The sequence below is a fragment of the Jutongia sp. SJQ-6 genome (assembly GCF_054161275.1).
In genome coordinates this window covers 335,329-348,652 of the sequence record NZ_CP195314.1, presented here as the reverse complement: position 1 = coordinate 348,652, position 13,324 = coordinate 335,329, and the positions used below count along the sequence as shown (strand labels likewise).

The following is a 13,324-nucleotide window of genomic DNA, read 5'->3' as shown; positions in this document are numbered from 1 at the left end:
AATAGACATGAACGAAACAATTTCCATCGGATTTGCTATTACCGGCTCATTTTGCACCTTTGCAAAAACATTAACATTATTAAGCGAACTTGTAAAACAAGGCTATGAAGTGCAGCCTATCTTTTCCAATCATACGAGCCATTTAGACAACCGTTTTACTGCAGCTGAAACCTTTTGTAAAAAAGTAGAACGTATTACCGGAAATACCGGAATATATACAATTCAAGACGCAGAGCCGATCGGGCCAAAAGCCCCTTTTGATGCACTGGTCATCGCCCCATGTACCGGCAACACAATGGCAAAATTAGTGAATGGTATCACAGATACTCCGGTACTGATGGCAGCAAAAGCACATCTTCGCAATGAAAAACCGCTGGTCATCTCCATTTCCAGCAACGATAATATGGGAATGAATTTCAGGAATCTTGGAATGCTGTACAATGCTAAAAATGTATATTTTGTTCCATTTGGACAGGATGATCATCATAAAAAGCCTTGCTCCTTAGTAGCTCATGTATCCCTTATCCCCGAAACGATCGAAGCGGCTTTGCATGGCAGACAATTACAGCCTGTACTCCGATCCCCATTTTGAGTGCTATTTATAAAATTCATGGCATCCATGTCTCTTCACTTTAGTCAGACACCGATCAAACCAAGAAGCATTACCACTGTCAGCTAAAGCTCTCTCCATAAAGTACAATGCGCCCTGCGAGGTATCCTGTCCCTGCAGGGCCCTTCTTACTGCTTTTTTTGTTCCGCTTGACACATGTACCGAATAATAACTGCCATTGCTGACCGGCGAAAATTGATATCTGCTTCCACTGTGTGCAAAGACTACTTCCTTGATCGTGGATGGAAACTGTTTTCCTAACACACGATTCAAAATGACATTCGCAACAAGTGTTCTCCCCTCCAGATCCTCTCCTCCAGCCTCTGCCTCAACAATACGCTGTAAAATACGTTCAGACTCTGTACCGATCACTCTTCCGCATTTTTCTTCAATGGCAAGACGTCGGTTTTTTTCGTCTCTTTTTTGTTTCTGTTTGGCGCGACGGATCCGTGCTCTTCTAGCACGCTTCCTCTGCTCCTGTTTTCGTTTCTGTCGTTCTTTACGCATCCTCTCCTGCTCTAATTTCTGCTGTCTGATACGCTGCTTTTGCTTTTCTTCCTGTTTTTTTTGCTGCCACTGATCATGTACTCGTGCAATTGTTTCAGACACATATGCCCCCTCTGCCTGTCCGCCTCTCACATAACTGCTTAGCCCGGCAAGCTCCATGTCTTCTTCTATTCGATACTGAGCGGTTTGATGTCTGGCATCGACAATATGACCTTGCGGAAGTATCGATTCCATTGCCAACATCGTCGTCAGCATCCCGATCTGTGCCACCTTCCATCTCATGTCTTTTTTCATGCAAATCCTCCAAACAAATCATTGAATAACAACTCAAACTTCCCACACCTCAAATCCACCACACCCACATATTGCTTATTATGTCAACGACTATATGGGAAGATTGAGAAATAATTAATAATGTTACAAAACTATTACAGAGTATATGAAATAAATGGAATTTTATACCTGATACCATTCAACATATCTGGCATTTCCTGTCGAAATATGCTACATTATAGCTAATCCGTACAAAGATATAAAACGTTTTATATTGAATATAGCTAAGCATAGAAAGGAGCGTGTGATCTGTATGAAAAAAGGAGTATTTGCTGCTGTAAAAAAGGACGGAAGCGTATACTATCGCGCCTCTATTACATTTCGATGTAAACATATCAGTCTGGGCAGCTTTACCTCAGAAGCTGAGGCACACAGTGCGTACCAATCTGCCGATAAGCTGTTATCTGCAACAGTACCGATCACACCAGAAGATTATCAGGAAACACAATTCCCTTTGCTCCCTTTTTCAAAATGGATCAGCTTATTGAATTTTAAGAATAATGGGATCTATATTAAAACACCGATCTATTTGCGAAAAAATTATTTTCAATATTATTTGAGTTCTGAAGAAACGCTGCTCTTTGATGTTGATGACCTGTTTTTTTATTCCAACCATGCGATCATGAAACGCGGCGGTCATCTGTTCGTTGCTGAATATGGCATGCAGACCAATATCCGTTCTCGTTATGGCATCCGTGCCTATGCAAGAAAAGATATCGATTTTACATTTGTAAATGGCAATGAAAATGACTATCGATATTCTAACCTCAACGTATTAAATCCATATCACGGAGTAACGATCGTTCATGATAAGGGACATACGGAATATATAGCCAAACTGCATCTAAATGGCAATTATCTGATCGGACGTTTTCCATCCCTGATCGAAGCTGCAATCGCTTATAATAAAGCGGTCGATCTTGCCTGTATGCACGGTTGTACTAAACAGTTCCCACAAAACTATATCGATTCTCTCTCTTCCAAGGAGTATCTGGCATATTACAAAAAAATAACGCTGCCAGATCGTCTGCTTTCCTACAGATTTTCCTGACAGCGTCTAATTAAGATCTCTTTTTGTGGTAACGTCTAAGTACAAACCATTCTAGTTTTCTTTTTAAAACGATCTGTATTTCCTCATGCTTTGCGATTGGATGCACTAAGACGGCATATACGCCGGCACGTTTTGCTCCCCAGATGTCTGTAAATATCTGATCTCCTACAAACATGGTATTGGAAGCAGTGGTACCCATATGCTCCATCCCCTGCACATATCCTTTGGCAGAAGGCTTATCTGCTTTATATACATACTTCGCACCTAACGTATCTGCTAAAGGTTTCACTCGCGGCTCTTTGTTATTTGAAATAATGCAAACCTCAAATCCAATCTTACGAAGCTTTTCAAAGAGCGCAATTGCTTCGATCGTCACCGGCTGATCATGTTCCACCAGTGTATTATCGACATCGAATAAAATACCACGAAATCCCTTTTGATAATAGCTCTCATAGGGAATCTCATAAGATGAACGGTATTCTTCATCCGGATATAAATTCTGAAACATCGCTAATCGGCCTATTTAAGGGCCACTCCTTTCTAAAGCTGTCTTGTAAGGTTGATCATTTCGATCGCACCAAGCGCACAGTCATATCCTTTGTTACCCGCTTTAGTACCGGCACGCTCAATCGCCTGCTCAATATTATCCGTCGTTACAACACCAAACATAACCGGAATCTGCGCCTCTAAGCTGACTGCTGCAATTCCTTTCGATACTTCAGCACAAACATAATCATAATGACTGGTTGCGCCACGTATAACTGCACCAAGACAGATTACTGCATCATATTTGCCGGACAATGCCATTTTCTTTGCAACCAACGGAATTTCAAATGCTCCAGGTACCCACGCAAGAGTAATATCATCGTCATTGACACCATGTCGAACCAATCCGTCCCTTGCACCACTGATCAATTTTGACACGATAAATTCATTGAAACGAGCTCCTACAATACCAATTTTTAATCCTTCTGCTACTACTTTTCCTTCTACTGTTTTCATGCTTATACCTTACCTTTCTTCCATTATTTATTTAAGATGCAGCAAATGCCCCATCTTTTCTTTCTTTGTCTGTAAATAGAACCGATCGTATTCTCCCGGTTCCATTTCAATCGGAACACGTTCTACGATCTCTAACTGATAACCTGCCAAACCATATACTTTAGCCGGGTTATTCGTGAGAAGACGCAGCTCATGGATTCCCAGATCCACCAAAATCTGTGTTCCTATCGTATAATCCCTGGCGTCCTCCGGGAAGCCCAGTTCCAAATTGGCCTCGACCGTATCTCTTCCATGATCCTGCAATTCATAGGCACGGATCTTATTAATAAGACCAATACCTCGTCCCTCCTGACGCATATATAGCAAAACGCCTCGTCCCTCTTTGGCGATCATCTTCATCGCTGCGTCATATTGCTGGCCGCAATCACAACGTGCAGATCCCAGTGCATCACCGGTCAGGCACTCCGAATGCACTCGACACAACACCGGTTTCCCATCAGTAATATCTCCCTTTACCAACGCAACATGATGCTCACCATTCAATTTATTGACATATCCATATATCGTAAAATCACCATATCTGGTCGGCATTTTTGCCTTTGCCACACACTCTACCAATACTTCATGTTCCTTACGGTACTGCACCAGATCTGCAATTCGACCAAACTTCAATGAATGTTTCTTTGCAAATTCGACCAGATCCGGCGTACGTGCCATCGTGCCATCCTCTTTCATAATCTCGCAGCACAAACCCACCGGCTGCAATCCTGCAATACGCATCAGATCAACGGTTGCCTCCGTATGCCCGTTACGCTCTAAAACGCCGCCTTTTTTGGCTTGCAGCGGGAACATATGTCCCGGCATACGAAAATCGCCCGGTTTTGCATCCGGATCTACAGTTTTCATCGCCGTAATAGAACGTTCATAGGCAGAAATGCCCGTTGTCGTATCTTTATGGTCAATAGACACCGTAAATGCCGTACAATGATTATCCGTATTGACCTCACACATCTGTCGCAGGCCAAGTTTCTTCGTGTAACTCTCATCCATTGGCATACAGATCAAGCCTTTAGCATAGCTTGCCATAAAATTCACATTTTCTAATGTGGCATGCTCTGCTGCGCAGATCACATCCCCCTCGTTCTCGCGATCTTCATCATCGATCATAACGACGATCTTACCATCGCGCAGATCTTCCAAAATCTCATCAATCGTATTAAACTGAAACTCACTCATTGTTTGCACCAAACCTTTCTGTCAATTATATCACGCAAATCCATGTTCTGCCAAAAATGCCAGATCCACACTTTGACATGACGTTTCTGCCGGCTTCTCAAATGTCAGGAAACGTTCCACGTATTTGCCTACAATATCATTTTCCAAATTAACCGGATCTCCCACTTTTTTTGAAAGTAATGTTGTCTCCTCTCCGGTATGTGGTATTAACGAGACCGAAAAACTACTATCTGTCACTTTCGCAACCGTCAAACTGATCCCATCAATAGCAATAGACCCCTTCTCGACAATATAACGCAACAGCTGTGGCGGTGTTTCCACTTCGACCCACACAGCATTGTCTTCTCGTTGCATTGATACAATCTCTCCGGTCCCATCAATATGACCGGACACAATGTGTCCGCCAAATCTGCCATCGGCCGCCATTGCGCGTTCCAGATTGACCGCAGCACCTTTTCCCAACACCCCGAGAGAACTTCTGCGCAAAGTTTCTGCCATAACATCTGCTGTAAAACTACGTTCCTGCATTCCTGTCACAGTCAAACAGATCCCGTTAACTGCAATGCTGTCTCCGATCTTAGTCCCCTCCAATACTTTGGAGGCTTGGATCGACAACACCGCCGATGCACTTCCTTTACGAATTGCTGCAATCTGACCGATTTCTTCTACTATTCCGGTGAACATATTTTCCGTTCCCCCTTGTCTTTCTCATATTCAATCAAGATATCTTCGCCAAGTTCTGTCACACGACTACGCTTAAATTGCCAAGCCTGTGCCGGGGACTGCACGCCTTCACCGCGTACCGGTGTGTATCTGCCACTGCCCCCAAAGATTTTAGGCGCCATATAAACAAGTACATGATCCACAATGCCCGCCTGCAAAGCACCGGCATGTAAGGTACTTCCACCCTCGATCAACAGACCGTCTATTCCCCGTTCACCAAGCTCCTTGCATAATGCGTTCAGATCTATTCCTTCCATGTTCGTTCCATCAGCCTGTGGCACAACGATCAATTCTGCCCCTTTCTCTCGAAGTTTTGTCGCCTTTTCGCTTTCCATACACTCAGAAAGTGTTGCGATCCAAACCGGTGCTTCATCGATCGTCTGAAGAAGATTACAATCAAGGTGTGTTCTCAAATAGCTGTCGCATACGATGCGTACCGGATTCCTGCCACCCGGCATACGGCAGGTAAGCTTGGGATCATCCTGCAGCACAGTCTGTACACCAACCATAATACCGGAAAGAGCATTTCTAACCTTTGCCACATGTGCCCTCGCCATTTCTCCGGTAACCCATTTACTTTCTCCACTATCACAGGCGATTTTCCCATCCATCGTCATGGCATACTTCATGACGACATATGGTGTCTTACTCGTAATATAGTGGAAAAATACAGGGTTTAAGGCATCACATTCCTCTTTTAGCACGTGAGTCTCTACCTCTAGACCTGCTTCTCTGAGTATCCGAATCCCCTTGCCTGCCACTAATGCATTCGGATCATCTGAACCGACATAGACCTTACGGATACCATGTTCAATGATCGCCTGTGTACACGGCGGCTGCTTTCCCTGATGACAGCAAGGTTCCAACGTCACATACATTTCTGCACCAATAGCTTCTGCAGGATCCTTAAGCTTAGAAAAAGCACTTCGCTCCGCATGCAGATCGCCATACCGTGCATGATACCCTTCCGCAATGATATGGTCATCCTTCACGATAACAGCGCCCACCAGCGGATTGGGATTCACTCTCCCAAGTCCACGTTTAGCTAACTCGATCGCACGACGCATATATTCCTGTCTCATAGTCGTCCCTCATTTCCTTTCATCCTATAATAAAAAAGTCCCAGTATATGTTACCAGGACTTTTATAACGCATCAATGATATCTCATGTCTTCTCTCATCCAGACTATACTGTCGGCTTTGGATTCTCACCAAATCATGCTTGCGCCTTAGCGCAGGCTCGCGGGCTTACTGCTGTCACAGAATACCGCCGGTAGGGAATTTCACCCCGCCCCGAAAACAAATTCATTATAGTAGTTCTTTCTATTCTTGTCAACCTAGGATTCTCTATCTTCCATCTTCTGTCTGCTATATACACAGCCACAAAAATTCTGTCGATACAGATCATATTCTTTACTCAGACGAATCGACTCTAAATAACCGCCCTTTTTCTTAAAATCAGACAGCAGATAACGGACACCATATTCCTCCTGCAGACGCAGACCGATCTCATTCAGCTTCTGTGCATTCTTATGCGGACTGACCGATAACGTCGTCGTGAAATAATCATATCCTCCCTGTGCGGCTGCAATTGCCGCCTCTCGCTGTCTTAATTCATAACAGCTAAAGCAGCGCTCTCCGCCCTCCGGTATATCTTCCATCCCTTTCGCCATCTCAAAAAAACGCTCTGGATCGTATACCCCCTCCTCAAAACAGATCGGATAACGTACCGGCAGCTCGCGTATCAGACGCATTTGCTCCTGCACGCGTTTTTGATATTCTTCTTTCGGTGAAATGTTCGGATTATAATAGTACAGCGTAATGCGGAAATAAGATGCCAGATATGACAGCACGTAGCTGCTGCACGGTGCACAGCAACTATGCAATAGCAATGTCGGAACCTCTCCTTTTGCCGTAATCTCCGCTAAAATCTGATCCAATTCACGTTGATAATTTATTTTATTCATTACACTTTACCGCTCCTGTCATCTCTTCAAAAAGCCTTTAATGAACATTGTCTTTTGAACTGCCTCTTTCGTCCAACCCATTCCATCCAATGTACTCTGCGGAACGATATCAAAAAAGAGATTGATCACAAAATATAGCACAATGAACGCTACAACAAATCCAACCACTGCTCCGCCAAATTTATCCAGGGTTCCGACAACCGGAAGTTTATCTACAAGCCGAAGCACCTGCACCAAATAACGACAAATAATAGACAACACAATAAATGCCACTACAAAAACAATCTCTCTGCCTAATCCGACATAGGATGCCAACACTGCAGCGATCACGTAGGAGCCGATCACAGCCACGATCTGTCCCAGTTTCACAACAAGCCCGGTTGCTAAACCGCTAAGTACTGCAACGAGCAAAATGATGGCAGTCAATATGTCTAGCCCTGATAATAAACTATGTAATATCAATATTTTTTCCGACATAGAACTCCTCCTATCATTGCCTGTCTACATAATTATAACAGTACATCTGACATGTCGTACAATCCTGCAGCTTTTCCTTTCAGATATTTTGCAGCCGTAATGGAACCTTTCGCAAATACGGCACGTGAATATGCCGTATGCTTAAATGTGATCACTTCATCTGTCCCCGCAAAGATCACCTCATGCTCTCCAACGATCGTTCCACCACGAACAGCTGAGATTCCAAGCTCTTTCTTGTCACGCTTCTGGCGAACCTGAGAACGATCATATATATACTCGTAACGATCGTCCATCGCCTCATTAATAGAATCTGCTAACGCCAACGCCGTTCCGGACGGTGCATCTAACTTCTGATTATGGTGTTTCTCAACGATCTCCACATCAAATCCATCTCCCGCCAGCTTAACGGCAGCTTCCTTTAATAACTTCATTAACAGATTGATGCCCAAAGACATATTGGCAGATTTTAATACTGCAACCTTTTCACTTGCTTTTTTCAAATAATCCATCTGCTCCTCAGATAATCCGGTCGAACATTCGATGATCGGGATCTGCTTGTCCACCGCATAATCCATACGACTCTCAAAATCAGTAGCAGATGTAAAGTCAATGATCGCATCGGCTTCTACATCACAGTCTGCCAATTTAGTATACACAGGATAACCATTGTCTCTATTGTCAACAATATCAATTCCTGCAACGATCGTACATTCATCATCCTGTTTGACCATATCTGTGATCATCTGTCCCATTCTTCCGTTGCATCCTAACATAATAATTTTTGTCATAATAGTCCTCCATTTCTTTCTCAAACTGCAAACTTTATTTTACATCAAGTCCTGCCTTCCGCATTGCCTCACGTAACGTCTCTTGATGCTCCTCTTCCATTTCCGTGAGCGGCATGCGAAGCGGTCCCGCCTGATACCCTAACATATTCATCGCTGCCTTTACAGGAATCGGGTTTACCTCACAAAACAGTGCATGGATCAAAGGAATATACTTTAACTGAAGTCTTCTGGCGCCATCCGTATCCCCTTCTAACATTTTGATCACCATATCATGTGTATCTCTTGGAGCTACATGAGACAATACAGAGATAACCCCCTTGCCGCCTAAAGCAACAATGGGAACTATCTGATCATCATTTCCGGAATACAGATCAATCTCTCCGTCACAACGTGCCATAATGTCGGCAATCTGTGACAGATCTCCGGATGCTTCTTTGACACCCACAATATTAGGAACCTCCTGCACCAGATCAACGATTGTCCGTGGAGCAATATTAACACCGGTACGACCTTTAATATTATACATAAGTATCGGTAGATCTACCGCCGCAGCGATCTGTTTATAATGTGCCTTTATTCCGTTTTGAGTCGCCTTATTGTAATATGGTGATACAACCAGCAAACCATCTGCACCGGCACGTTCTGCCGCAACGGATAATTTGACCGCCGATTTTGTACAATTAGATCCCGTACCCGCAATAACCGGAATACGCCCCGCTGTCATCTGCACACAGGCACGTATCGTTTCTATATGCTCATCATAGGTCATCGTTGCCGTTTCTCCAGTTGTTCCACACACAATAACCGCATCCGTACCACCTGCGATCTGATCGTTGATAATATGCTCCATCTCAGGATAATTAATACTTCCATCCGGATTCATCGGCGTAATAAGTGCCACTCCGGCACCGGTAAATATCGACATATAGACTCCCCATTTCTTTGTATTTTCTTGGTATATTATATGAACCGATATAAATTATGTGCTTCCTTACATCTCCAGATCCTTTTCAAGATCTATCTTGGATACAATATCAACATACGGCTCTAACTCCGGCGGAAGACATCTTCCTGTCATTACCAACTTGCAATAATCATCGCGCAAAGTAATTAAAGAGATAATATCCTCAATAGAAATAATCTCTAAGTCCACCAGACCAAGCACTTCATCTAGCACTAATACGTCACATTCTCCGGTATCGATCACCTTCTTTGCAAAATTAAATCCATTCAGAATGTTTTGTCTCTCTTCTTTCTTTTGAGAATCTAACAAACAATCATAAGATTCATTCTCTCTTTCAAACCGAAACAATTTAATATCCGGCTCCAGGCGGTTCAAAAAGCTGAATTCTTCTGCATCTTTTCCCTTTAAAAATTGAATGATGATCACAGATTGACCAAGCCCCGCTGCACGGATACATTGTCCCACTGCTGCAGAGGTCTTACCCTTGCCGCTCCCATAATATACCTGTACTATTCTTCGACTCATCTGACTCCTCCTGCTTCCCGCCATCCTTTCTATCTGCCCCCTCAAACAGCTGCCATACCCTATTGGCCGCAAAAATGGCTAGAGCAACAAAATAATCTACCTGTCAACTCTAGCCATTCTATCATAATTCACATAAAAAATCTACTTTTTCTAATTTTCCTCCGCGATATACTCTAACTTGCTTACAGATACTTCATACGCCACTCGTTTCTCATACTGGTCTTCTGCAATCTTTTTCTGATATTCACGGCTCTGGATCCTGCCCCATATCTGTATATGAGAACCTACTTCAAATTTATCGGCAAAACGTGCATTTCTTCCCCAGCAGATACACGGAATATAATCCGACTTGCCGTACGGACGATTCACCGCTAACAACACATCGGCAATCTCACGCCCCAACGGTGTCTTACGATACACCGGATGCTTGCACACATATCCGTCCAAAAAAATATGATTCGGATTTTGCTCATCCTCATCTTCCTGCGAAGCAAGCACTGCCTCCCTGGCAAATACGGATAACACCAAACGATTTCTATTTTCTTCATGTCTGTTGTAAGAACGGAATTGACCGGACACCTGCAAAACGCATCCACGATAATCAGACGTAACATCAATCAATCTTTCTGACACCATAACCGGAATTACATCATACGAATTGCTAAGTCTGCATACTGCGATATTGACGATGTAGAAATGTTCTCCATAGACTTCATGACTGAATGTAAACTCACTGACTACTTCACCTGCAATTGTCACCTGGTTGTTTGTGAATACTTTATCCAACATATTTCATATCCTCCTTTTTCCTGCACCCTATTGAAAAGGACGCCGCTTGGGGTTCCCGCCCCATTGGTATTTTTAGTTTCATAAATATATACGTTGATATTTGCTATTATATAACTGCTTCTTTCTTAGGTTAAACCTTTTTGTAAAACATTATTCGACATTTCTGATTATTTTTGGCACATTTGTCAATTGTATAATCTTATTTTTATAGTATACTAGTTAATTGTGGGTTTGTCCAATAAAAAGAGCAAAGCCAGCGTGACATCGCCGAGATTTGCCAAAGTAATTCTTGGTGGCATGTCACCACATTATGAGCAGTTTCCCATAAAAACAATTTGCTTCGGAGCAGCAAACAAAAACAATCAATCAGCTCCGAAATGGAGGTAAATGTATACTATGAAACGAGAAGATATTAGAAACATTGCGATCATTGCCCATGTCGATCATGGAAAAACAACCTTAGTCGATGAATTGCTAAAACAAAGCGGTGTTTTTCGCGACAATCAGGCAGTTGCAGAACGCGTCATGGATTCCGGCGACATTGAGCGTGAGCGCGGAATCACTATTTTATCTAAGAATACAGCAATCACTTACAAAGATACAAAGATCAATATTATCGATACACCGGGCCATGCTGACTTTGGTGGCGAGGTAGAACGTGTCCTCAAAATGGTAAACGGTGTTGTTCTTGTCGTAGACGCCTTTGAAGGTGCTATGCCACAGACAAAATTTGTTCTCAAAAAAGCATTAGAGCTGGAACTTCCGGTTATTGTCTGCATCAACAAGATCGATCGTCCGGAAGCAAGACCGGATGAAGTAGTAGATGAAGTATTAGAACTGTTTATTGATCTGGATGCTAACGAAGAACAATTAGATTGCCCATTCATCTTCGCTTCCGCTCGTGAGGGTATTGCATCTTACAAATCCGACGAACCCGGCAAAGACATGGAGCCACTGTTTGAAACGATCTTAAACTACATTCCGGCACCGGAAGGGGATCCTGACGCAGGTACACAGGTACTTATCAGCACCATTGACTACAACGAATATGTCGGTCGTATCGGTATCGGTAAAGTGGATAACGGTTCTGTCAAAGTCGGACAAGATGTTGTGATCGTTAATGCACATGACAAAGATAAATTGAACAAAGTGCGTATTACTAAACTCTATGAATTTGACGGGCTGAAGAAAGTAGAAGTTACAGAAGCAACGATTGGTTCTATCGTAGCGATCTCAGGCGTAACTGATATCCATATTGGCGATACGATCTGTTCTCCTGAGCATCCGGAACCAATTCCTTTCCAGAAAATCTCGGAACCTACAATCGCTATGCATTTCATGGTAAATGACAGTCCTTTGGCCGGTCAGGAAGGAAAATTTGTCACATCTCGTCATCTGCGCGACCGTCTTTTCAGCGAGTTGAACTCTGATGTCAGCCTTCGTGTAGAAGAAACTGACAATATGGACAGTTTCAAAGTATCCGGACGTGGCGAACTGCATTTGTCCGTTTTGATCGAAAATATGCGTCGTGAGGGATATGAATTTGCTGTCAGCAAAGCAGAAGTATTATATAAAACCGATGAACGCGGAAAAAAATTAGAACCAATGGAGCGTGCCTTCGTTGATGTTCCAGAGGAATTTGCCGGCAGTGTCATCGAAAAATTAAGCACTCGTAAAGGTGAATTACAGGGGATGGGATCTATCGGTGGTGGATTCACTCGTCTTGAATTTGTTATCCCATCTCGTGGACTGATCGGTTATCGTGGTGAATTTATGACCGATACAAAAGGAAACGGTATTCTCAACACCGTATTTGAAGACTACGGTCCGTACAAAGGTGATATCGCTTATCGCAAGCAAGGATCTCTCATCGCCTTTGAATCCGGTGAAACCGTTGCTTATGGATTATTCAACGCACAGGATCGTGGTACTCTGTTCGTTGGCCCGGGTGAAAAAGTATATGCCGGAATGGTCATTGGGCAAAATGGTAAAACAGAGGATATTGAGTTAAATGTATGCAAAACAAAACATCTGACAAATACCCGTTCTTCCAGCGCAGACGATGCCTTAAAGCTTACGCCGCCTAAGGTACTCAGTTTGGAAGAGGCACTGGAATTTATCGATACCGATGAGTTATTAGAGATTACACCGGAGAATTTACGTATCCGTAAAAAGATTCTCGATCCGACTCTTCGTTTCCGTGCTAAGAAAAATGCCACGAACGGTTGATCATAGGCAGCAGATCTATGCTATGACAAAATATGAATAATTACAAAAACGCTTCGGCAGGCAGATTGCTTACCGAAGCGTTTTTATATTTCACACATCAAAAATCATCATGATAACAATTTC

General features: G+C 43.1%; 15 protein-coding genes and 1 riboswitch. Of the genes, 3 read left to right on the top strand and 12 right to left on the bottom strand.

The features are described 5' to 3' along the window. The first annotated feature begins 7 nt into the window (after window positions 1-7). A complete protein-coding gene (locus ACSAJE_RS01555; RefSeq protein ID WP_022024487.1) occupies window positions 8-592 on the top strand; it encodes a dipicolinate synthase subunit B in 585 nt (194 codons plus the stop codon). A gap of 3 nt (window positions 593-595) precedes the next feature. Here the strand turns inward: ACSAJE_RS01555 and ACSAJE_RS01550 are convergent, their stop codons facing one another. Beyond that, window positions 596-1,411 carry a cell wall hydrolase gene (locus ACSAJE_RS01550; protein ID WP_118690110.1) on the bottom strand — a complete coding sequence of 272 codons (816 nt, stop codon included), beginning with the start codon at window positions 1,409-1,411 and terminating at the stop codon, window positions 596-598. A 292-nt stretch (window positions 1,412-1,703) separates the two neighbouring features. Between ACSAJE_RS01550 and ACSAJE_RS01545 the strand changes: the two genes are divergently transcribed. Beyond that, window positions 1,704-2,501 carry a hypothetical protein gene (locus tag ACSAJE_RS01545; RefSeq protein ID WP_458009516.1) on the top strand — a complete coding sequence of 266 codons (798 nt, stop codon included), beginning with the start codon at window positions 1,704-1,706 and terminating at the stop codon, window positions 2,499-2,501. 10 nt (window positions 2,502-2,511) lie between these two features. Here the strand turns inward: ACSAJE_RS01545 and ACSAJE_RS01540 are convergent, their stop codons facing one another. The 11 genes from ACSAJE_RS01540 to ACSAJE_RS01490 all read right to left on the bottom strand — a co-directional run bounded on the left by ACSAJE_RS01540 (window position 2,512) and on the right by ACSAJE_RS01490 (window position 10,972). After that, the gene (locus ACSAJE_RS01540) at window positions 2,512-3,009 is read right to left on the bottom strand and encodes a YqeG family HAD IIIA-type phosphatase (protein ID WP_022024484.1); all 498 of its coding nucleotides are present in this window, start codon (window positions 3,007-3,009) and stop codon (window positions 2,512-2,514) included. A 32-nt stretch (window positions 3,010-3,041) separates the two neighbouring features. Beyond that, window positions 3,042-3,503: a 6,7-dimethyl-8-ribityllumazine synthase gene (gene ribH, locus ACSAJE_RS01535; RefSeq protein ID WP_022024483.1), complete on the bottom strand. Its 462-nt coding sequence runs from the start codon at window positions 3,501-3,503 to the stop codon at window positions 3,042-3,044. Window positions 3,504-3,530: 27 nt separating this feature from the next. Then, window positions 3,531-4,739, bottom strand: a complete 1,209-nt coding sequence (locus ACSAJE_RS01530; protein ID WP_022024482.1) for a bifunctional 3,4-dihydroxy-2-butanone-4-phosphate synthase/GTP cyclohydrolase II — start codon at window positions 4,737-4,739, stop codon at window positions 3,531-3,533. A gap of 30 nt (window positions 4,740-4,769) precedes the next feature. Continuing rightward, window positions 4,770-5,423 carry a riboflavin synthase gene (locus tag ACSAJE_RS01525; protein ID WP_022024481.1) on the bottom strand — a complete coding sequence of 218 codons (654 nt, stop codon included), beginning with the start codon at window positions 5,421-5,423 and terminating at the stop codon, window positions 4,770-4,772. Then, window positions 5,408-6,544 carry a bifunctional diaminohydroxyphosphoribosylaminopyrimidine deaminase/5-amino-6-(5-phosphoribosylamino)uracil reductase RibD gene (ribD, locus tag ACSAJE_RS01520; RefSeq protein WP_458009515.1) on the bottom strand — a complete coding sequence of 379 codons (1,137 nt, stop codon included), beginning with the start codon at window positions 6,542-6,544 and terminating at the stop codon, window positions 5,408-5,410. Before ribD ends, ACSAJE_RS01525 begins: the two co-directional genes overlap by 16 nt. Before the next feature lie 83 nt (window positions 6,545-6,627). Beyond that, window positions 6,628-6,767: riboswitch (FMN riboswitch) on the bottom strand. A 32-nt stretch (window positions 6,768-6,799) separates the two neighbouring features. Beyond that, window positions 6,800-7,429, bottom strand: a complete 630-nt coding sequence (locus tag ACSAJE_RS01515; RefSeq protein ID WP_458009514.1) for an epoxyqueuosine reductase QueH — start codon at window positions 7,427-7,429, stop codon at window positions 6,800-6,802. An 18-nt stretch (window positions 7,430-7,447) separates the two neighbouring features. Beyond that, on the bottom strand, window positions 7,448-7,906 hold the full coding sequence (locus ACSAJE_RS01510) for a CvpA family protein (RefSeq protein WP_022024478.1): 459 nt from the start codon (window positions 7,904-7,906) through the stop codon (window positions 7,448-7,450). Window positions 7,907-7,938: 32 nt separating this feature from the next. Beyond that, complete coding sequence (gene dapB, locus ACSAJE_RS01505; RefSeq protein ID WP_022024477.1) at window positions 7,939-8,694, bottom strand: 4-hydroxy-tetrahydrodipicolinate reductase; 756 nt, start codon at window positions 8,692-8,694, stop codon at window positions 7,939-7,941. A gap of 34 nt (window positions 8,695-8,728) precedes the next feature. After that, window positions 8,729-9,619 carry a 4-hydroxy-tetrahydrodipicolinate synthase gene (dapA, locus tag ACSAJE_RS01500; RefSeq protein ID WP_458009513.1) on the bottom strand — a complete coding sequence of 297 codons (891 nt, stop codon included), beginning with the start codon at window positions 9,617-9,619 and terminating at the stop codon, window positions 8,729-8,731. A gap of 66 nt (window positions 9,620-9,685) precedes the next feature. Continuing rightward, window positions 9,686-10,183, bottom strand: a complete 498-nt coding sequence (locus ACSAJE_RS01495; RefSeq protein WP_118690105.1) for a cob(I)yrinic acid a,c-diamide adenosyltransferase — start codon at window positions 10,181-10,183, stop codon at window positions 9,686-9,688. A gap of 150 nt (window positions 10,184-10,333) precedes the next feature. Next, entirely contained in the window at window positions 10,334-10,972 is a 639-nt protein-coding gene (locus ACSAJE_RS01490; protein WP_022024474.1) for a single-stranded DNA-binding protein, read from the bottom strand. Between the two features lie 396 nt (window positions 10,973-11,368). Here ACSAJE_RS01490 and typA point away from each other — a divergent pair, with 396 nt between their 5' ends. Beyond that, window positions 11,369-13,201, top strand: a complete 1,833-nt coding sequence (gene typA / locus ACSAJE_RS01485) for a translational GTPase TypA (protein WP_022024473.1) — start codon at window positions 11,369-11,371, stop codon at window positions 13,199-13,201. Window positions 13,202-13,324 lie beyond the last annotated feature (123 nt).

Excerpts from the sequence above, each read along its gene's own strand:
- ACSAJE_RS01555 (WP_022024487.1), top strand. The coding sequence starts at position 8 with ATGAACGAAACAATTTCCATCGGATTTGCTATTACCGGCTCATTTTGC.
- ACSAJE_RS01550 (WP_118690110.1), bottom strand. The coding sequence starts at position 1,411 with ATGAAAAAAGACATGAGATGGAAGGTGGCACAGATCGGGATGCTGACG.
- ACSAJE_RS01545 (WP_458009516.1), top strand. The coding sequence starts at position 1,704 with ATGAAAAAAGGAGTATTTGCTGCTGTAAAAAAGGACGGAAGCGTATAC.
- ACSAJE_RS01540 (WP_022024484.1), bottom strand. The coding sequence starts at position 3,009 with ATGTTTCAGAATTTATATCCGGATGAAGAATACCGTTCATCTTATGAG.
- ribH (WP_022024483.1), bottom strand. The coding sequence starts at position 3,503 with ATGAAAACAGTAGAAGGAAAAGTAGTAGCAGAAGGATTAAAAATTGGT.
- ACSAJE_RS01530 (WP_022024482.1), bottom strand. The coding sequence starts at position 4,739 with ATGAGTGAGTTTCAGTTTAATACGATTGATGAGATTTTGGAAGATCTG.
- ACSAJE_RS01525 (WP_022024481.1), bottom strand. The coding sequence starts at position 5,423 with ATGTTCACCGGAATAGTAGAAGAAATCGGTCAGATTGCAGCAATTCGT.
- ribD (WP_458009515.1), bottom strand. The coding sequence starts at position 6,544 with ATGAGACAGGAATATATGCGTCGTGCGATCGAGTTAGCTAAACGTGGA.
- ACSAJE_RS01515 (WP_458009514.1), bottom strand. The coding sequence starts at position 7,429 with ATGAATAAAATAAATTATCAACGTGAATTGGATCAGATTTTAGCGGAG.
- ACSAJE_RS01510 (WP_022024478.1), bottom strand. The coding sequence starts at position 7,906 with ATGTCGGAAAAAATATTGATATTACATAGTTTATTATCAGGGCTAGAC.
- dapB (WP_022024477.1), bottom strand. The coding sequence starts at position 8,694 with ATGACAAAAATTATTATGTTAGGATGCAACGGAAGAATGGGACAGATG.
- dapA (WP_458009513.1), bottom strand. The coding sequence starts at position 9,619 with ATGTCGATATTTACCGGTGCCGGAGTGGCACTTATTACGCCGATGAAT.
- ACSAJE_RS01495 (WP_118690105.1), bottom strand. The coding sequence starts at position 10,183 with ATGAGTCGAAGAATAGTACAGGTATATTATGGGAGCGGCAAGGGTAAG.
- ACSAJE_RS01490 (WP_022024474.1), bottom strand. The coding sequence starts at position 10,972 with ATGTTGGATAAAGTATTCACAAACAACCAGGTGACAATTGCAGGTGAA.
- typA (WP_022024473.1), top strand. The coding sequence starts at position 11,369 with ATGAAACGAGAAGATATTAGAAACATTGCGATCATTGCCCATGTCGAT.